The 19157-nt window shown below is 54.4% G+C and carries 17 protein-coding genes; 2 read left to right on the top strand and 15 right to left on the bottom strand.

The window, feature by feature from the left end; all coding sequences use genetic code 11:
* Nucleotides 1-52: 52 nt before the first annotated feature.
* Nucleotides 53-1291: an MFS transporter gene (locus tag THS27_RS02360; RefSeq protein ID WP_246832806.1), complete on the bottom strand. Its 1239-nt coding sequence runs from the start codon at nucleotides 1289-1291 to the stop codon at nucleotides 53-55.
* A 281-nt stretch (nucleotides 1292-1572) separates the two neighbouring features.
* On the opposite strand from THS27_RS02360, the gene THS27_RS02355 reads away from it, so the two are divergent.
* Nucleotides 1573-4143: an alpha/beta fold hydrolase gene (locus THS27_RS02355; protein ID WP_085587483.1), complete on the top strand. Its 2571-nt coding sequence runs from the start codon at nucleotides 1573-1575 to the stop codon at nucleotides 4141-4143.
* Here THS27_RS02355 and THS27_RS02350 read toward each other — a convergent pair.
* A complete protein-coding gene (locus THS27_RS02350) occupies nucleotides 4121-4468 on the bottom strand; it encodes a hypothetical protein (RefSeq protein ID WP_085587481.1) in 348 nt (115 codons plus the stop codon). The two genes, THS27_RS02355 and THS27_RS02350, sit on opposite strands and share 23 nt — an antisense overlap.
* 98 nt (nucleotides 4469-4566) lie before the next feature.
* Here THS27_RS02350 and THS27_RS02345 point away from each other — a divergent pair, with 98 nt between their 5' ends.
* A complete protein-coding gene (locus THS27_RS02345; RefSeq protein WP_085587479.1) occupies nucleotides 4567-5316 on the top strand; it encodes a bifunctional 2-polyprenyl-6-hydroxyphenol methylase/3-demethylubiquinol 3-O-methyltransferase UbiG in 750 nt (249 codons plus the stop codon).
* Between the two features lie 50 nt (nucleotides 5317-5366).
* Here THS27_RS02345 and THS27_RS02340 read toward each other — a convergent pair whose 3' ends face one another.
* The 13 genes from THS27_RS02340 to THS27_RS02275 form a co-directional block, all read right to left on the bottom strand.
* On the bottom strand, nucleotides 5367-5654 hold the full coding sequence (locus tag THS27_RS02340; protein ID WP_085587477.1) for a YciI family protein: 288 nt from the start codon (nucleotides 5652-5654) through the stop codon (nucleotides 5367-5369).
* A 67-nt stretch (nucleotides 5655-5721) separates the two neighbouring features.
* Nucleotides 5722-6195: a rubrerythrin family protein gene (locus THS27_RS02335; RefSeq protein WP_085587475.1), complete on the bottom strand. Its 474-nt coding sequence runs from the start codon at nucleotides 6193-6195 to the stop codon at nucleotides 5722-5724.
* A 346-nt stretch (nucleotides 6196-6541) separates the two neighbouring features.
* Nucleotides 6542-6979 (bottom strand): iron response transcriptional regulator IrrA, encoded by a 438-nt coding sequence (irrA, locus tag THS27_RS02325; RefSeq protein WP_085587471.1) that lies wholly within the window; start codon nucleotides 6977-6979, stop codon nucleotides 6542-6544.
* A gap of 221 nt (nucleotides 6980-7200) precedes the next feature.
* A complete protein-coding gene (locus THS27_RS02320) occupies nucleotides 7201-8595 on the bottom strand; it encodes a nitronate monooxygenase family protein (protein WP_085587469.1) in 1395 nt (464 codons plus the stop codon).
* Nucleotides 8596-8703: 108 nt separating this feature from the next.
* On the bottom strand, nucleotides 8704-10827 hold the full coding sequence (gene pnp, locus THS27_RS02315) for a polyribonucleotide nucleotidyltransferase (RefSeq protein ID WP_085587467.1): 2124 nt from the start codon (nucleotides 10825-10827) through the stop codon (nucleotides 8704-8706).
* Between the two features lie 213 nt (nucleotides 10828-11040).
* Nucleotides 11041-11310, bottom strand: a complete 270-nt coding sequence (gene rpsO / locus THS27_RS02310) for a 30S ribosomal protein S15 (RefSeq protein ID WP_085578370.1) — start codon at nucleotides 11308-11310, stop codon at nucleotides 11041-11043.
* A gap of 17 nt (nucleotides 11311-11327) precedes the next feature.
* On the bottom strand, nucleotides 11328-12254 hold the full coding sequence (gene truB / locus THS27_RS02305) for a tRNA pseudouridine(55) synthase TruB (RefSeq protein WP_085587465.1): 927 nt from the start codon (nucleotides 12252-12254) through the stop codon (nucleotides 11328-11330).
* Entirely contained in the window at nucleotides 12254-12676 is a 423-nt protein-coding gene (gene rbfA, locus THS27_RS02300) for a 30S ribosome-binding factor RbfA (protein WP_085587463.1), read from the bottom strand. Before rbfA ends, truB begins: the two co-directional genes overlap by 1 nt.
* A gap of 17 nt (nucleotides 12677-12693) precedes the next feature.
* The gene (infB, locus tag THS27_RS02295; protein ID WP_085587461.1) at nucleotides 12694-15486 is read right to left on the bottom strand and encodes a translation initiation factor IF-2; all 2793 of its coding nucleotides are present in this window, start codon (nucleotides 15484-15486) and stop codon (nucleotides 12694-12696) included.
* 80 nt (nucleotides 15487-15566) lie between these two features.
* Complete coding sequence (locus tag THS27_RS02290; protein ID WP_085587459.1) at nucleotides 15567-16157, bottom strand: RNA-binding protein; 591 nt, start codon at nucleotides 16155-16157, stop codon at nucleotides 15567-15569.
* Nucleotides 16158-16176: 19 nt separating this feature from the next.
* Nucleotides 16177-17736 (bottom strand): transcription termination factor NusA, encoded by a 1560-nt coding sequence (gene nusA / locus THS27_RS02285; RefSeq protein WP_085587457.1) that lies wholly within the window; start codon nucleotides 17734-17736, stop codon nucleotides 16177-16179.
* 9 nt (nucleotides 17737-17745) lie between these two features.
* On the bottom strand, nucleotides 17746-18285 hold the full coding sequence (rimP, locus tag THS27_RS02280; protein ID WP_085587455.1) for a ribosome maturation factor RimP: 540 nt from the start codon (nucleotides 18283-18285) through the stop codon (nucleotides 17746-17748).
* A gap of 164 nt (nucleotides 18286-18449) precedes the next feature.
* On the bottom strand, nucleotides 18450-19058 hold the full coding sequence (locus THS27_RS02275) for a biliverdin-producing heme oxygenase (RefSeq protein ID WP_085587453.1): 609 nt from the start codon (nucleotides 19056-19058) through the stop codon (nucleotides 18450-18452).
* Between the last annotated feature and the right edge of the window lie 99 nt (nucleotides 19059-19157).

Genomic DNA, 19157 nt, shown 5'->3' with positions numbered 1-19157 from the left:
AACAAGTGTTTACACAGTCACTTCTGCATCAACCTTATGATACAGAATTAAGTTATTCCGCCGCCGACATTTCCGGCGAAGCCGCCCGGCCTAACCGCCAGATCGCCACCAATGCCACCAGCATAATCAACAAACCGGCCCCACCCGCAGTTACACGGATGTCGGTCCATTGCGAGATCGCCCCCAGAACGGTGCCACCCAACGCAACGCCACCAAAACTGGTGGCGCTCCAGAAGCTCATTACACGGCCTCGCAGGGTGTTGTCGACAGTCAATTGCAATGCCGTTTGCGACCCCACCCCCACCGCCGTAAGACCAAACCCGGCCACCCCGACCAAAAAGACGGCCAGTTCAAACCACGGGCAAAAACATAACGCCAGCATGGCCGCCCCGGATAAAAAAGCGCCTAAAACGGCAACCCTTTGAAAACTTTGCGGGTCTGATTTGGTGCGCGACAAAATAAATGTGGAAATAACCGCACCCAAGCCCCCGGCAGACGACAAAACACCCAGCCCGGTAACACCACTATCATAGGCGGCTTCGGCAAAAACCGGCATCAGTTCCAGCATCCCTCGACCAACAATTGCAATTACACAAGACAGCAAAAGCATGGCGCGGATCATCGGATCACCGATCGCATAACGCGCACCATCGATTAAGGCAGCCCAGATTCGGCGATGAGGTATTTGTGCCCCGCTTACGCTGTTAATACGAACCAGCATCATCGCGACAATGAAGGGCAGATAACTGATGGCATTAAGCAAAAACGCCGTCCCGACATCAAACCATGCAATCACCAGCCCGCCAATGGCCGGCCCAACCAGACGGGACAGGTTAAAATTCATCGCCGCATATGTTACGGCCCGGCTCATATATTCGCGCGGCACAATTGCAGGCACCAAAGACAAACGTACCGGTGTTGTCGCACTGGCCAAAATGCCGTTGCAGGTCGCAATCACCACCATCCAGCCCAGCGTGACATGCCCGCTATAAGACAGCCCCATCAGAAAAAACGATGTGCAGGCCATCAGTAAATTTAAAAAAATGGCAGCCCGACGCAAATCAACCCGGTCGGTAATCACGCCAAAAACCGGTCCGAAAAAAAACGCGGGGGCAAAATGCAGCGCGGCAATTAATCCTGTCCAAAAGGCCGACCCGGTTAAAGACCAGGCCAGCCAGGACATGGCTATTTTTTCGATCCATAAACCTTGCGTGCTAATCGCCTGTCCCGTCAGGAACAGTATAAAATTTCGGTCGCGAAAAATGGACGGGCCGGGGGCGTGCGCGGTCAAAATGGTTCCAGTGAGGTGGCTGATGTCGGGCAATAAAAGGGCAAAAATGCCGACATCACGGGGCGGTATACACAACGCTGGCAGGAAATAGGGCTGTAAATACGGGGGCAAAGGCCCGATAACCGGTCAGCAAAAACACTATAACCATGACCGGCACCGGTTGCCATCCCGATTGTCGGGCAGCGGTCCTTGGCAACGCCATGTTTTCCCCACATATTAGGGATAACATCAGATTTATATCTTGCCGCCTTGTGCAACCAAACCGCAAGGAACCACCCTGCATGACACCCGATTTCAACCAGCTTGAACGCGAACAGTTCGCCATTCATCCCGCAGCCTGCGAATGGACGATGCGCGCCATGAGCGTGCTGCGCAACCGGGTGGACATCAATATCAAGCTGCATGGTGATCGTGACCATATCGCCCAGGGCGACATTTTCATGTTCAACCATTTCGCCCGGTTCGAAACCTTTATTCCGCAATATCTGATTGCTCTTGAAACCGGGATTTATTGCCGCTCGGTGGCATCGGCCGAATTTTTTGTCGAAGATAACGCGCTGTCAAAATATCTGCGTGCGCTGGGCGGAGTGCCCAACAATTATGCCCGGTTATTGCCGTTTCTGGCCGAAGAAATATTACGGGGCGGCAAAGTGGTCATTTTCCCCGAAGGGGGTATGGTCAAGGACCGCCGTGTCATGACCGATGATAGCCCTTATATTGGCCGCAAACCCGACTACAGCATTTATTCGCGCTCGGCCGATCAACGTCGCGCCCACCATACCGGCGCTGCCGTGCTGGCATTGGGCCTTGATGGCTTTAAAACCGGGTTAAACTGGCTGATTAATCATGGCTGCCCCGACGAGGCCGTCCGCTGGGCCGATATTATCGGCGTTACCCCCGAACAGCTTCACGCTGCCATCATTAAACCCACCCTGATGTTCCCCGCCAATATTACCTTTCACCCGCTACGCGTAGATCAGAACTTGCTGGCACGCGGAGCGGAAATGTTTACAGGCGGGTTAAGCCCGAAAATGGCCGAGGAACTGATTATCGAGGGCAACCTGATCCTTAGGGAAACCGACATGGATATTCGCCTTGGGGCACCGGTTTCCCCCCATGACAGGTTTAACTGGCTGGATCATCGTTTGCTGGCGCGTGTCGTACGCCATGCCAAAACCATCGACGATCTTTTTCGCCCGGCAAAGGACCTGCCTCGTCTGGGCGACCGGGTTATTCAAAATACCATAACCCGGCATGTGCATCCGTTACGCGACCAGTGCATGGCGGTGATGTATTCCAACATCACCCTGAATGTCAGCCATCTGGCTGCACGTTTAATGAAAATGATGCTGGCCGACGGGGAAACCAGTGTTGATATCGACCGGTTTGATAAAATCATTTATCTGGCGATCAAAAATGTGCAGCAGGCTGCCAATGTCCATTTGCATCGCGGCATTCGCAATCCATCGACCTATATCGGCATCTTCAACCTCAACTGTCCGCAAATCCGCCAGTTTATTGACAGTGCTGTGCAATTGGGCCTGATCGAACGGTGTGATGGCAAATATTGCTTTTTACCCAAATTGCAGGCCGAAGCCGGCTTTGACCAAATCCGTATGGACAACCCGGTCATGGTCTATGCCAATGAAATGGCCCCGATCCAACCGGCCTGGGATGCCCTGAAAGCCGCGCGCAAACAAATCGACAAAAATCAGCCTGCCGACTATGCCCGCCTGCGGTTTGACGATGAAATACGCATCTGGAAGTGGAACTGGCAAAAGTTTCACCGTCCGCAATTTGCCGCTATCAACGATCAGGAAACGGCATCGCTGTCGGGCGAACCCTATTTGCATTTACCTCAACCCGCCCGACACAGTAAAACCGGGATTTTGATGGTGCATGGGTTTTTAGCCTCTCCGGCGGAGCTTCGCAATGTGGGCGACGCCCTTGCCGCCAAAGGCCATGCGGTGCTGGGTGTGCGCTTGTCCGGGCACGGAACATCGCCGCATGACTTGCAAACCCGTAGCTGGCAGGACTGGCTGGCATCGGTGGAGCGCGGCTATGACATCCTTTCGGCCTTTTGCGACAAGGTTGTGATAGTTGGCTTTTCAACCGGGGCGGCACTTGGCGCTATTTACGCGGCCCGCCACCCTGAAAGGCTGGCGGGCATGGTCATGGCCAGTTCGCCGTTAAAATTTCGCAATCGCAACCTGATGTTTGTGCCGCTGCTTTATGGGGCCAACAAATTAATGGGCTGGGTGCCAAATGCCGGCGAAATGCTGGGGTTCCGCCCCAACCAGTCTGAACATCCCGAAACCAACTACCGGCATATTCCCATTAACGGCCTGTATCATTTGCGCCGCGCCGTTGCCGAAATGAACGAAAAACTGGCCCATATTGATGTGCCGGTGCTGGTTATGCAGGCCGATAATGATCAGGTTGTTGACCCGGCCAGTGCCAATATGATTGCCCGGCGTTTAACCGGCACGCAAAATAAAACCGTAAAAATGCTGCCATCTGACCGCCACGGCATTTTAAACGAGGATATTGCCGGAGCCGTTGATCTGGTTATGGAGTTTGTCGCCCGGGCCGATGAGGCCGAACTCCCGGTTTCTGCGCCACCGCTCGAAATATCGGATGCACGCGAAAACACGACAGCCGACATTGCCACCTCCGACCCCCCTGTCGCCGACACGCCGATGATTAGCGCCCGGGACAAAAGCCGGGCGATACTGGCCCGCGCCGGATTTGGCAAATCATCGCCCTTGGCCACCAGCGAAGAACCGGCACACCCCCTGCCTTCTGATCACGCAGAACAGCCCGAAAACCTTACCCCGGCACGGCCGGAATAATCTGTTTCAAGTCAGGGTCATTATGAAGAAAGGTAATCTGGATCGACCCTGAAATTTCGACATCACCTTGTGCCGATATCGTCGAAAGTCCGCCTCCTTCGCGGGTCAAATCGTCTATCGCTAGTCCGCATTCGTGCAATTTGGCCACAAAAACAGGTACCTCGCGGGCAACAAGGGTAAACCGGATTGTTGTCATTTTATTTGAATAAAACCGGGCATCCTCTACCCATCCCTGCGTAAGGGTCAGGGCATCCTGTATCTGGCGCGCGACAAGGTGGCGGTCCTGCGATGTAATCGCCTGCAGAACAAGATGATGGCGTTTCATATTTCCACCTTGAAACTGTTGGTTTTATCGACGGTAATGATAATCTTGCACAGTTAACACCACAATATTTCTGTAAAATATTATACCCGAAAGCCACCATGAAACTTGATGCCATTTATCAAAACCGCGATCTGGTCGCCCTTTATGACGCCCTTAACCCGGCGGGTGCCGACACCGCATTTTATGAAAATATGGCCAAAGATGCCCGATCGGTACTGGATATCGGCTGTGGCACCGGCCTGCTAACCGCGCGTTTGGCACAACAGGGCAAAGATGTAATCGGCATAGACCCGGCTGCTGAAATGCTTGCCATTGCCCGCCAGCGCCCGGCAGGAGAACTGGTAACCTGGCACCAGAACGATGCCACCAGCTTACAGCTTGGTCGCAAATTTGACCTGGTGATCATGACCGGGCATGTGTTTCAGGTGTTTCAAAGCAATGAAGATGCCCTGGCCGCCCTTACCACAGCCTTTAATCATCTTTGCCCCGGTGGAAAACTGGTATTTGACAGCCGAAACCCCAAAGTTTGTGGCTGGAAAAACTGGATACCGGAAAAAACCCGGAAAACAGTTTCGATTACCAATATTGGCGATGTAACTGTTGAGCACGACCTGCAATCGGTGCAGGGGGAATATGTCACATTTGAAACCCGGCATTATTTCCCCGGGACATCAACAGCCTCGCCCCTGATCAATCAAAGCACATTGCGTTTTCAAAATCAGGAAAGCATCGCAAACTTGCTTGCCAATGCAGGTTTTAGCACCGTCACATGGCGAGGCAACTGGGACGGCGAACCGGTGCACGACAACAGCCCCGAATTAATCGCCGTCGCCCACCGGGCCTCGTAAAGCACTGGCCAAGGTTGAAACCTTGGCAGTGTCAAAAGCGGGTTTGAAAGCTATTTTGCCAGCAGTTTTTCAAACCCGCTGGCCATCATGGCCGGTTCAAATTCAATGATGTCGTAACGGGCATATCCCTTTTGCCAAAAGGGGTCAGCTTGCAGGCAGTCGTCAAGTTTTTCACGGGGACCACGGGCAACAATAACCCCGCCATCGCGTGGCTTTTTGGGGCCTGATGCGATGAAAATGCCTGTGCCGTAACATTGCTTTAGCCACTCGACATGATCAGCGAGAACAGCATCAACTTTTGCCAGATCGACAAGATAAGTCAGGTTTACAATGAACATTTGCAAAATTATCCGGAAATGGGCTGCGTAACGGGGTTAAATTTAACCCGTACCAATCGAATTTATCTCAGGCCGGGTCTGTCGTCTTTGTTGCGCCGGTTATTGTGTCATCATCCTCAATCGTTTCGCCCAGTTCGCGCAGTGCGCGTTCAAACCTGCTTGCATGCTGGTTTTCAACCCGCCCCAACGTTTCAAACCACGCGGCAATATCGTCAAGACCCTCGTCACGGGCGATCTGTGCCATTGCCGGATAGGAGTTTTCACCCTCGTCACGTTCCGCCATCAGGGCCGCGCGCAGGTTTTTACGGCTATTGCCAATTGGCAAACCGGTTTGCGGGTCGCCGCATTGCTCCAGAAATTCCAGATGACCAAAGGCATGGCCGGTTTCTGCTTCGGCCGCGCTACGAAACAGCTCGGCAAGCTGGGTCAACCCTTCAATATCCGCCTGCTGGGCAAAATAAAGATAACGCCGGTTCCCTGCTGCCTCGGCCGCAAAGGCTTCGCGCAGGTTTTCCTCGGTACGTGTTCCCTTTAGCGCCACATGGGCCCCCTGTTTCTTATTGGACTAGAACGTAGGATCAGGATCGCCCCCGAAAACGTGATCGTTGTCGCAAATTACCCGCCGATCACATCAATGGGTTCAAAACCAGAAAAGGACGGCACGCGAAACCCGCATTGCCGTCCTTCTATTTGTGCCAATATCGATGCGCGTCAAGAACCAAAGGGGCGTTTGGCAACGCGCCGGTTCATTTTCATCCCCCTGTCACAGCAACAACCCGGCTTGAGTGGCAAATAACATGCCGCCCGGATCAGGTCATTACACCGCCAGATAACCATCGGCTTCGCATCGGGGATGAAAACCCGGTGTCACCGCATTTGGCAGGGCGTTAGGCCGCGACGTGACGTTCCTGCTGGCGACGCAGACGAAACACCAGATCAACCGATGATAATTCAGTGCCACGTGGCATATTGGGAATACGCGCCAAATGCACAGCATCGGCGGGAATATCGACCAGGCTGCCATCATCTTCGCAATAAAAATGGTAATGCGGGGCAACATTGGTATCGAAATAGGACCGGCCGGAATCAACAATGATTTCACGGATCAAACCAGCATCGGTGAACTGATGCAGGGTGTTATAGACCGTGGCCAGTGAAACCTTCACATGCTGTGCCATGGCTTCGGAATGAAGCTGTTCGGCGGTCACATGCCGGGGACCAGCGTCAAACAGGAAACGGGCCAGTGCAAGGCGCTGGCGGGTCGGACGCAGACCGGCTTCTTTAAGGCGGTTCAGCGCGTGGGTATAAGGCCGCTGGATGGTCATGATGGTGCCCCTTCGATGAAGTTTCGAACCGGCGGTTGAAAGACAACTGCCCTTTGATTTCGAGGCTATATTAGGCGAACCTTAAAGGCGTTTTCTTTGATTTTGATCAACTATAATCATTGTTAGGATCATTAACGGCGATAACGCATAAAAAAAGGGCCGGTCAATGACCAGCCCTTTCATTTTAATATGCAACGCGGGGTTGCTCCGTGCAAACCGGGTTAGTCGCCGGTCGCAATGCGATCAACAAGCTGTTTGACCGTCGGAACAAAACCGTTGGCATAAAACGGATCCTGACCAAATTTATAGGCATTGTGGCCAGCAAACATCAATTCATGCTCTACAGGTGACCCATGTGCAATATTTTGCAGGGTTTTCTGAATGCAAAAAGACCGTGGATCGGCGCGTTTTCCGGTCGTGCCTTCGCCCTGTTGCCAGTTGGAAAACTGGCACTGGGACAGACAGCCCATGCAATCGATCTGGTCTTTTTTGATTTCAAGCGCGCTTTCCGGGGTGACAAAAACCATGGTGTCATCCGGGGTTGGCATGCCTTCGCTGTAACCGGCAGCAAGCCAGCTGCGCACCTTGTCGGCATCGTCTTCACGCACATAAATCGGTCGCCCGCGACGCCCCAGTGGAATCCCCACATGCAAATCGGCCTCGGCAGTTCGCGAATAGCGAACCTGACGATCCGAACGCTGATGCAGGTCCTCAAGGAAGGCATTACGCACAGCCGAGCTGTAGAAGCCGGTCGGGCTAAATTTATGCAGCGAGACATCGCCGTTCTGCAAGGTAACAAGCCGCTTTTTCCATTCGTCGGAAATCGGGCTTTCCTGGGTCAGAAGCGGGCGTGTACCATACTGAAACGCCACCGGAGCCACTTCAGGATTATCGATCCAGTCTTCGTAATCGCGCAGATACCAGACCCCGCCTGCCATAATGATCGGAACATCATTAAGACCAACGGAATTCATGAATTCACGCAAGGCACGAACACGTGGAAACGGATCTTCGGGGATCAGCGGGTCTTCGGAATTTGACAAACCGTTATGACCACCCGCAAGCCACGGGTCTTCATAAACCACGCCACCCAGCCATTCGGGAACCTTTTTATAGGCCCGCAGCCAAAGCGCGCGAAACGCCCGGGCAGAAGACACGATCGGGTAATAATAAACCCCGAACGATGCCGCAATTGTTGAAACCCGGTAGGGCATGCCTGCACCACAGGTAACGCCATGAACCAGGCCCTTTGTGCCCTCAAGGACACCTTCAAGAATTTCTTCAGCGCCCCCCATTTCCCACAGCACATTCATGTGCAAACGGCCTTCGCCGTTGCGGGTTTCATGGGCGATCTGGGCCTGGGCGATACCACCCGCAATACCATATGAAACAAGCTCGTGGTGGCGGTCACCACGGGTTTTGCCTTCATATGTCATCGGCACAACATTGCCGTCCGCATCAAATGTGTCGGCGTTGACAGCAGAAAAAGTGCCAATACCACCGGCCGCGGCCCATGCGCCTGAGCTTTGACCTGTCGAAACAGAGATGCCTTTTCCACCTTCGACCAAAGGTAGAACCTCTTTTCCCGACATGACGAGCGGTTTAAGGGCTTTCAAATTCGTCTCTCCCATTCGGCTTTTCAGATGAGCGGGTCATCCGAATGCATGTGAAGAAGGGGCGGCAGCATATTATTATTATTGCCGCCCGCTCTCACATACCTTTAATCAGGCTTCAGCAGCGTCAAGGTCCGCGCCGGTTTCCTGATCGACGCGCTTCATCGACAACTTGATCTTGCCGCGGTCATCGAAACCAATGACCTTGACCTTGACCTGATCGCCTTCTTTCACCACATCGGAAACCTGTTTGACACGTTCCTGTGCCAGTTCCGAAATGTGAACCAGGCCGTCACGCGCACCAAAGAAGTTCACGAATGCGCCGAAATCGACAGCCTTAACAACCTTACCATCATAGATATGGTTCAATTCAGGTTCTGCAACAATCGATTTGATCCAGTCGACAGCCTGCTTGCCTTTTGCACCATCGGTATGTGCAACAGTGATCGAGCCATCGTCTTCGATATCAACCTTGGCACCGGTTTCTTCGCAAATTTCACGAATAACCTTACCGCCAGAACCGATAACGTCACGGATCTTGTCGCGCGGAATGCTGAACTGGGTGATGGTCGGGGCATTGCCCGAAACTTCACCACGGGCTTCCGGCAGGGCCTTGGACATTTCACCAAGAATATGCAAACGGCCATCACGGGCCTGGCCCAGGGCGATCTGCATGATTTCTGCGGTCACAGAGGTAATCTTGATGTCCATCTGCAAGGATGTAATACCAACTTCGGTACCGGCAACCTTGAAGTCCATGTCACCAAGGTGATCTTCATCACCCATGATGTCGGACAGAATGGCAAATTCGTCGGCTTCCTTGATCAGGCCCATTGCGATACCGGCAACAGGGCGTACCAGCGGAACACCACCATCCATCATCGCAAGCGAGGTTGCGCAAACAGTCGCCATCGAGGACGAACCGTTCGATTCGGTCACTTCCGAAACGATACGCACGGTATAAGGAAACGCATCCTTGGCCGGCATCAACGGATGAATGGCGCGCCATGCCAGTTTACCATGGCCGATTTCACGACGTCCCGGCGAGCCCATACGGCCAGCTTCACCAACCGAGTAGGGCGGGAAGTTGTAATGCAGCATGAAGCCTTCACGGTATTCACCGTCCAGGGCATCAACGATCTGTTCGTCCTGGCCGGTACCAAGGGTGGCAACTGCCAGCGCCTGGGTTTCACCACGGGTAAACAGGGCCGAACCGTGTGCGCGCGGCAGAACCGAAACTTCACCCAAAATCGGACGAACATCAGAACCGCTACGGCCATCGATACGCTTGCCGGTTTTCAGAATGGCACCACGAACGATGTCTTTTTCCAGATTTTTCAGGATCGAGGAAACCTTGCCCTTCAGGGCATCAGCGATTTCTTCTTCTGCCAGCTTCGCAAGGATTTCTTCCTTGGCAGCTGAAACAGCAGCTGAACGGTCCTGTTTGACAACATGGCCATAAGCAGCGGTCAGGCTATCGGTGCCAAGTGCTGCAATTTTTTCGACCAGCGCATCATAACCTTCCGGCAGACCGGCAATGTCACGGGGGTCTTTGGCGGCGTCTTCGGCAAGATCAATGATCAGGTCGATCACGGCCTGGAATTGTTCATGGCCAAATTTAACAGCGCCGAGCATGATTTCTTCCGACAGCTCTGATGCTTCGGATTCAACCATCATCACGCCTTCGCGTGTACCGGCAACCACCAGGTCCAAAGCCGAACCCTTAACGGTTTCGGTGGCCGGGTTCAGAACATATTCACCATCGTTGTAACCAACGCGGGCTGCACCGATCGGGCCGAGGAACGGCAGGCCCGAAATGGTCAGAGCAGCCGATGCACCGATCATGGCAACGACGTCAGGGTCGTTTTCCATGTCATGCGACAGAACGGTACAAACGACCTGGGTTTCATTGCGATATTGCGGATGAAACAGCGGGCGGATCGGACGGTCGATCAGGCGGGAAACCAGGGTTTCCTTTTCCGAAGGACGGCCTTCACGCTTGAAAAAACCACCCGGAATTTTACCAGCGGCAAATGCCTTTTCCTGGTAATTCACAGTCAGCGGGAAAAAATCGATGTCCGGGCGCGGCGACTTGGCGCCGACAGCAGTACACAGAACCACGGTTTCACCATAGGTGACCATAACCGCGCCATCTGCCTGGCGGGCAACCTTGCCGGTTTCCAGAACCAGCTTGGCATTACCCCACTGCATTTCCTTACGGACGACATTAAACATTTTACTTCCTTCCAAACCTACTTGCGGACCAAGTAATTTTTACACGAGATCCGAACACATTAATTATGAGGCTTTTAAGTCAAGCGGCATAATTAATGGGTCCGGACAATCCGAGCATAACCAGCCTTTCTGGCGGGCCCTCCCGTATATCCCGATCCGCGGGACAATAAAAAACGACGGCGGAGGGTAAAACCACTCCGCCGCACGTCAAAATTAGCGGCGAATACCGAGAGTAGCGATAATCGCTTCATAACGTTCAGTATTTTTGCGCTGCAAGTATTTCAGCAACCGACGACGCTGACCAACCATCATCAAAAGACCACGACGGCTATGGAAGTCGTGTTTGTGCTCTTTCATGTGTTCGGTCAGGTTTTTGATCCGTTCGGTCAGAATAGCAACCTGGACCTCGGGGGAACCGGTATCGCCTTCTTTCTGGCCGAATTCTTTGATCAGGTCAGTTTTACGTTCAGCAGTAATCGACATCAGGCATCCTTTCGCCTTTAAAGATTAAATACACGCACCGGGCGGATTTCGCCGCCATGAATCTCGGCCAGCGCAACAGCGCGGTCGTTAAGCATGGCACAGACGATTCCGTCCTGGGCGACGGGAGTTCCGAGATCGCTCCGCTTGGCAACAGCCAGCAGCCCGACAGGCTGCCCACTGGCAAGTCGTTGCGCCTCGACTTCGGTCAGGGCCAGCGCCGGGATGTCGTCCAGCGCGGTCTCGACCGGAAGCAGTTTTTCCATTACCGCCTCGGGGTCCATTTCGAGCAAGGTTTGCAACGGAATGGAGTCCCCTTCTGCAAAAGGCCCCGCCGATGTCCGGCGGAGCGCGGAAATGTGGCCGACAGAGCCAAGGCGCAACGCAATATCGCGCGCCAATGACCGCATATATGCCCCTTTGCCCGATATTACATCGAACACGGCATGGTCGCGGTCAGGCATGTCAACCAGTCGAAGATCTTTTATCAAAATCGGACGCGCTTTTAAAACCACGTCTTCATCGCGGCGGGCAAGATCATAGGCACGCTTGCCATTTACCTTGATCGCCGAAAATTTTGGCGGTACCTGCTGAATTTCACCGGTAAATTCACCCAGCACAGCCTCGATTTCCGCGGGGCTTGGCCGATGGTCCGACGTGGCAACAACCTCGCCTTCGGCATCATCGGTGCTGCGTGCTTCCCCGAATTTCAGGGTAACGCGATAACTTTTGCTGCCATCCATGACATAGGCAACCGTTTTGGTCGCTTCGCCAAATGCAATGGGCAGGACGCCGGTTGCCAGCGGGTCCAATGTCCCGCCATGCCCGGCTTTGGCTGCATCAAGCAGACGACGCACCTGATTAACCACGGTTGACGACGTGATCTCAAGGGGTTTGTCGACGGCAAGCCAGCCGCTGATAATTTTGCCGCGACGCCGACGCGCCATCAGTCGTCCTCTTTATCGTAATCGTCCGCGTCTTCATCAGACGACAGGTCCTGGGCCACATGCGGATCGCGCAACAAAGCGCCAATATTATCAGCAATATCAAAGCTGGTATCTTCGAGGAACCGCAATGCCGGGACATATTTCATATGTACGCTATTGGCAACATGGCTGCGCAAAACACCCTTTTGGCGTTTTAACGCATCCAGGGTCGGTTTGGCATCACCCCCGCCAAGGGGTGTTACCGACACCATCGCATTACGCATATCCGGGCTTAAATCCACCTTGGTCACAGTAACCGGGCGGCGGGTCAGTTCCGGGTCGTAAATGTCACCACGTTCAAGAGCGCGCGACAACGCCTGGCGGATTTCCTCCGCCACGCGTAACTGTCGCTGACTTGGTCCTTTGGCAGGTTGCTTCGGCATATCGTTTCATCGCCTCCTTAAAGCTGGACGGCGATTTCCTCCTGCTCGAAGCATTCGATAACGTCGCCTGCGACAATGTCATTGTATTTCGCAAATGACATCCCGCATTCGTACCCTTCGCGCACTTCCTTGACTTCGTCCTTGAAGCGACGCAGCGTCGAAAGTTCGCCGGTATGAATAACAACGTTGTCGCGCAGCAAACGAACACCGGCACCGCGTTTCACGGTCCCTTCGGTGATCATGCAGCCCGCAATCTTGTTGCCCGAAATGGTAAAGACTTCGCGGATCTGGGCGTAACCCAGGAATTTTTCGCGAACTTCGGGTGACAGCATACCGCTGAGCATTGCCTTGGTATCATCGGCAACATCGTAAATAATCGAATAGTAACGAATATCGACATTGTCACGACGGGCCTGGTCACGGGCCTGCTGGTTGGCACGCACGTTAAAGCCAATGATCAACGCATTCGAGGCACGCGCCAGCGTAACGTCGGATTCGTTAATCCCGCCAACACCACTATGCAACACACGGACGCTGACTTCTTCATTGCCCAGTTTCTGCAAGGTACCAATAAGTGCTTCGACCGAACCCTGCACGTCACCCTTGATAACGATCGGCAATTCCTTGCTGCCGCCATTGGTGGTGAACATGTTTTCAAGCGCCGATTTTTTCATCGCTGCCGCCTGCGTTTCGCGGATGCGACGCTGACGGAAATCAGAAACTTCACGGGCCTTGGCTTCGGTTTCGACAACAACAAAGTCATCACCGGCCGACGGAACACCGTTAAGGCCGTTGACCTCAACCGGCATCCCCGGAAGGGCGGTCTGGATACGCGATCCGTGATCGTCGATCAGGGCCCGGACACGACCCCATTCAGGGCCGGTCACAAAGATATCACCGGTATTGAGCGTACCGCGCTGAACCAGAACAGTCGCCACCGGGCCACGGCCCTTTTCCATACGTGCTTCAACGACAACGCCGTCAGCAACACGGTTGGGGTTGGCTTTGAGGTCCAGAACTTCGGCCTGCAACAGAATTGCTTCTTCAAGGTCGGTCAAACCGGTTCCGGCCTTCGCCGAAACTTCGATGGTCTGAACATCACCACCCATTTCTTCAACAACAACTTCGTATTGCAGAAGGGCGGTTTTAACCCGGTTTGCATCGGCACCCGGCTTGTCCATTTTATTGATCGCAACGATCATGGGGACATTGGCAGCCTTGGCATGGTTGATGGCTTCGATCGTTTGCGGCATGACCGAGTCGTCAGCTGCAACCACCAGAACCACAATATCGGTTACCTTGGCACCGCGTGAACGCATTTCGGTAAATGCCGCGTGGCCCGGGGTATCGATAAAGGTGATCTTGGACCCGTTTGCCATCGTCACCTGATAGGCGCCGATATGCTGGGTAATACCACCGGCCTCACCACTGACCACGTCGGTTTTACGCAACGCATCAAGCAGGGATGTTTTACCATGGTCAACGTGGCCCATAACGGTCACGACGGGCGGACGCGAAATCAGCTGTTCGTCGGTGTCATCGGCCACAACCAGGGCTTCTTCAACATCGGCGTCAGAAACACGCTTCATGTTATGACCGAATTCTTCAACCACCAACTGGGCGGTATCGGGGTCAAGGCTCTGGTTGATGGTGGCCATAACGCCCATACCCATCAGCGATTTAATCACGTCAGCCGCACGTTCGGCCATACGGTTCGCCAGTTCCTGAACGGTAATAACGTCCGGAACGATAACTTCCCGAATGATCTTTTCTTTCGGCTTCTGCTGGCCCTGATTACGGGCTTTGGCTTTGGCCTGCTGGCGCTTGATTGAAGCCATCGAACGACGACGGCCACCTTCATCACCGGTCATTGCGGTGTTGATCGACAGTTTGCCACGGCGACGGCTGCTATCTTCGGTTTTCGTCCGCGCACCACGGCCCGCAGCTTCGGCTTCTTCAGCCCGCTTGCGTGCAGCAGCTGAACGCACTTCTTCCTCGTCGAGTTCCTTGCGGCTTTTCGGCTTGGAGGCCGAAGGCGCAGAACGGCGACGTTCCTCGGGGACCAGCGGCTCAGCCGGGGCACCGGGGGTAATTTCCTCGGCGGCCTTTTTACGAACTTCCGGTTTCGGACGCGGCTGCAATTTCGCACGCGGTGCATTTGCATCACGGGCAGGTTCGGCATCAGCGGTTTTTGCCTTGTCAGCAGGCGCCGATGCCGGTGCAGCAGCGGCAGAGGCCGCCGCTTCAGCCTGTTCTTTGGCAACGCGTGCCGCTTCTTCGGCTTCAGCTTTTTTGCGTGCAGCTTCTTCCTCGACCTTGCGCGCAGCATCCTTGCGGGCCTGCTCGGCAGCGGCAGCTTCTTCCTGCTTGCGGCGTTCCTCGGCAGCTTTCAATGCCGCCATACGAACAGCACGTTCGCCCTGGGTCAGGTTGCCCTGTTCCTCATTGGCGCGCGGGCGCTGCTGTGCAGGCTTCGGCTTGTGGCGCTGGGCCGGGGCGGGCTTTGACGGGGCCGGGGCCGGTTTTTTCGGGGCCGGGGCCGGCGCTGCTGCCGGGGCCGAAGCTGCGGGTGCGGCAGGTGCCGCCGGGGCAGCATTTTCGCCCTCGGCAACTTTATCCTTGTTCACTTCGCGGAAGCGGCCGGATTCGTTCTGTTCAAAAGTACGCTTCTTGCGCACCTCGACGGCCACAGATTTGGACCGTCCGTGCGAGAAGCTTTGACGCACCTGCCCAGCCTCGACCGTCTTGCGTAATTCAAGCTTTGATCGATTAAGGCTTAGCGGCTTCTTCTCCTGATCGCGATCACTCATTATCCGTCCAACTTCCTCATTTCCTGCGGGATCAGTCGCCTGGCGGCCAATCCTGTTCTTCCGTACGGCGCGGCCTGCCTTCAGGCTGCGCGGAATCCTTCAAGCCGCTGTAGTGCCCGGCTTAGGCGTTGCGCCAGACCACCTGGCGCAACTGCCGCATGTACTGCGTGATCGCGGCCAAAAGCCGCGGCAATCTCGGCAGCATTCAGAACGGAAAAAACCTGAAGATCGGCGGCTTTTGTCGCGATCCGTGCTTTTCCGTCCGCAGCACCGTCACGTGCCGCCAAAATCAGTTCTGCGCCGTCATCAATCTGGGCGCGAACTTTCTCAAACCCGGCAACAGCCTGTCCGGCACGACGCGCCAGCGACAGTAGATCGACGCATTTTTGAGACAGCATAGCCTCGATTCTGTCTGCCAGCGCCGGATCCACCACGACTTTTTGTCGGGCCGCCCGGGCAAAGGCATTTTTTGCACAGGCGGTATTTACCACATCCCGCGACGGGCACAACCATAATCCCCGTCCGGGCAACCGTTCATCAAGATCTGGAACGACACTGTTATCCGGGCCGATCACAAATCTTATAAGATCTTCCTTCTCCCGGACCTCGCCGGTGACAATGCACCGGCGCTCCGGAACTTCTCGTTCCTTGCCGCCTTTGCGATGCGACATGGTCCCCTCCGATCAGCGATCAGGCGTCTTCGCCTTCCGCCCCGGCATCGCCGGTTTCTTCTTCCAGGTCATCAAACCAACCCAGACGACGGCGGGCTTCCATGATCATGTCGTTTGCCTGATCAAGGGTAATAGTTTCAGTTGCACCGGCAAATTCAATCAGTTCGTCACTGGCCAGATCGGCAAAATCTTCAAGATTTTTAACGCCATTCTCGCCAAGCTGCACGGCAACTGCCAAAGAAATTCCCGGGAATTCAATCAAATCATCAGCAACGCCAAGTTCATCACGACGCGCCTGAAGACGGTCGGCTTCTTCCGCAAGGAAGCTCCGCGCACGTCCCCGAAGTTCTTCAGCAAGCTCTTCTCCGAATCCTTCGATTTCCGCCAGTTCGGCCAAAGGCACATAACCGACTTCCTCAATAGAGGTGAAACCTTCCGCGACAAGGAGATGGGCGATAACTTCATCGACATCAAGGGCCTTGATGAACATTTCTGCCCGCTTGCGCCCTTCTTCCTGACGACGTTCACTTTCGTCTTCCTCGGTCAGGATATCAATATCCCACCCGGTTAACTGCGATGCAAGCCGTACATTCTGGCCACGACGGCCAATTGCCAGACTTAACTGGTCATCAGGAACAACCACTTCAATGCGGTTCGATTCTTCATCAATCACAACCTTGGTAACTTCAGCCGGAGCCAAAGCGTTCACAACAAAGGTTGCCGGGTCTTCAGACCACTGAATGATATCGATTTTTTCGCCCTGCAATTCGGCGACAACAGCCTGAACACGCGAACCGCGCATACCGACACAGGCCCCGACCGGGTCAATCGAGCTGTCCGAAGACTGCACCGAAATTTTTGCGCGCGACCCGGGGTCACGGGCAACCGATTTAATCTCGATAATGTTGTCGTAAATTTCCGGCACTTCCTGGGCAAACAGCTTTGCCATGAAGGTCGGATGGGTACGCGACAGAAAAATCTGCGGGCCGCGCTGTTCCCGACGCACATCCAGGATCAGGGCACGAACACGGTCGCCCTGGCGCATGGTTTCACGCGGGATCAGTTCCTCACGGCGCAAAATGGCTTCAGTCCGGCCCAGATCGACCAGAACATTACCAAATTCAACCCGTTTGACGGCTCCGTTAACCACTTCGCCCATACGATCCTGATATTCGTTATACTGACGTTCCCGTTCAGCATCACGAACCTTCTGGACAATAACCTGCTTTGCGGTCTGTGCGGCAATACGGCCAAAATCAATTGGTGGCAGCGGATCAATCAGAAATTCGCCAAGCTCGATATTCTCGTCACGAATCCGGGCCTGTTCCAGTGACATCTGGGTAAAATCATTTTCGATGTCATCGGTGACTTCAATAAAACGCGCCAGCCGGATTTCGCCGGTTTTGCGGTCGATATGGGCCCGAATGTCATGTTCATGGCCATAACGGGAGCGACCAGCCTTTTGAATGGCCTGCTCCATCGCGCCAAGAACCTCGTCACGATCAATGCCTTTTTCGCGGGCGACAGCATCAGCGACCTGCAAAAGCTCTGGCCGCGGCATTCCCGAAGTTGCTTCCATATCCAACCTCTATTCTGCGTTGTCGTCAGACCGGCGCTGGCCGGTGACATGCGCGATCAATTCATCCGTCAGCACGAGTTTCGCCTTTGCGATATCGGCTAACGGCAACAATTCACGTTCGCCATCCACTATCAGGGCGACCGCATCGTCTTCGAGTCCATCCAGCTTTCCGCTGAAACGGCGGCGACCGGCAACAGCCACCACCAATTCGACCTTGGCATCAAAACTGCGCCAAATATCAAAATCCTTGCGCCGGGTCAGCGGCCGGTCAATGCCGGGCGAACTGACTTCAAGATGATAAGCTCCGGAAATGGGGTCATCAACGTCAAGCAGCGCTGAAACAGTCCGACTGATTTCAACACAGTTCTCAACGGTAATACTGCCGTTTCCTTCGGGGCGATCCGCCATAATCTGCAGGATCTGGCTGTCCTTGCCCATCATGGACACACGTACCAGTTCAAACCCCAGTGCCTCTATCGACGGTGCAATAATTTCCGCGATCCGCGACAAAAGCGGGTCTTTCAACTGCTGTCCGATCAGTTCAGCCATATAGAATGCCATACCCCAGAATGCACAAAAGAGCGGGCCGAGGCCCACTCTTTGTTACGTTTTACAAAAAGCTTGCGCGCTTTATAACGCCAGTTTAAGCAGAAATCAAGTCACGATCCTGCCTGCAAACCGCATTCAACCAAGGGATAGGCCGTTTTGCCCGCCTAGGCTGCCAGCTTGCGATCTGTAATGAGAAGATTGTAAAAAAAGTCAAACGCGTCATGGGCACCCTGTTGCAGGGCAATTTCATCCTCCGCGCCAAGCACCAAACTGTTAAGCTGCGTCACAAATTGCCGCCAGTGTTTGCCTCGTCCGTCGTCATGGGCGCGCAAATGCCGGGCACCAAACCCTTCATTCAGATCAAGCCGCGCCGCTGCCTTTAACAAAAAGGCCGCCCCCAGATTTGACCCCTCGCACACATAAAGCCATCCCAGCCGCGCCGGGCCACTTTGCGGTGCCGTTACCGCCCCCTCATGGGCAGGAAGCGGCAAACCCAAATCACCAAGATCGGCACAAACGCTGTCAAACCGGCTGCGGTCTGCCAGACCGGGGATAAGCGCATTAAGGTCATCAGCATGGTAAAGCGGCGCCATCACGGCATGAAAGCAATATTGCAAAGCCAGAAAACGACCATAATTTTCCCGGTTGTCAAACGGCTTCATCGCCATGACCATATCGTCAATCTGCTGATGATCATCACGGGTATTTGCCTTTATCCGCTCCAGCCGGGTCGGTGTTTCCTGTGTTATCCGCGTTGCGGTATCCGATGTCATTGTAGGGCACCCTTATATATACGGTCCTGAAACTTTTCCTGCGGGCACATCACATGTGCCCCTTTGTTATTCAGTACGAACCAGCCCGTGCAATATCCG

This window comes from Thalassospira sp. MCCC 1A01428, assembly GCF_002115825.1.
Taxonomy (GTDB): Bacteria; Pseudomonadota; Alphaproteobacteria; order Rhodospirillales; family Thalassospiraceae; genus Thalassospira.
The sequence above is the reverse complement of the archived record's forward strand: the minus strand, read 5'-3'. Positions and strand labels throughout refer to the sequence as shown.

Coding starts and splice junctions, on each gene's coding strand:
- THS27_RS02355 (WP_085587483.1), top strand. CDS start 1,573: ATGACACCCGATTTCAACCAGCTTGAACGCGAACAGTTCGCCATTCAT.
- THS27_RS02350 (WP_085587481.1), bottom strand. CDS start 4,468: ATGAAACGCCATCATCTTGTTCTGCAGGCGATTACATCGCAGGACCGC.
- THS27_RS02345 (WP_085587479.1), top strand. CDS start 4,567: ATGAAACTTGATGCCATTTATCAAAACCGCGATCTGGTCGCCCTTTAT.
- THS27_RS02340 (WP_085587477.1), bottom strand. CDS start 5,654: ATGTTCATTGTAAACCTGACTTATCTTGTCGATCTGGCAAAAGTTGAT.
- irrA (WP_085587471.1), bottom strand. CDS start 6,979: ATGACCATCCAGCGGCCTTATACCCACGCGCTGAACCGCCTTAAAGAA.
- pnp (WP_085587467.1), bottom strand. CDS start 10,827: ATGTTTAATGTCGTCCGTAAGGAAATGCAGTGGGGTAATGCCAAGCTG.
- rpsO (WP_085578370.1), bottom strand. CDS start 11,310: ATGTCGATTACTGCTGAACGTAAAACTGACCTGATCAAAGAATTCGGC.
- truB (WP_085587465.1), bottom strand. CDS start 12,254: ATGGCGCGTCGGCGTCGCGGCAAAATTATCAGCGGCTGGCTTGCCGTC.
- rbfA (WP_085587463.1), bottom strand. CDS start 12,676: ATGCCGAAGCAACCTGCCAAAGGACCAAGTCAGCGACAGTTACGCGTG.
- infB (WP_085587461.1), bottom strand. CDS start 15,486: ATGAGTGATCGCGATCAGGAGAAGAAGCCGCTAAGCCTTAATCGATCA.
- THS27_RS02290 (WP_085587459.1), bottom strand. CDS start 16,157: ATGTCGCATCGCAAAGGCGGCAAGGAACGAGAAGTTCCGGAGCGCCGG.
- nusA (WP_085587457.1), bottom strand. CDS start 17,736: ATGGAAGCAACTTCGGGAATGCCGCGGCCAGAGCTTTTGCAGGTCGCT.
- rimP (WP_085587455.1), bottom strand. CDS start 18,285: ATGGCTGAACTGATCGGACAGCAGTTGAAAGACCCGCTTTTGTCGCGG.
- THS27_RS02275 (WP_085587453.1), bottom strand. CDS start 19,058: ATGACATCGGATACCGCAACGCGGATAACACAGGAAACACCGACCCGG.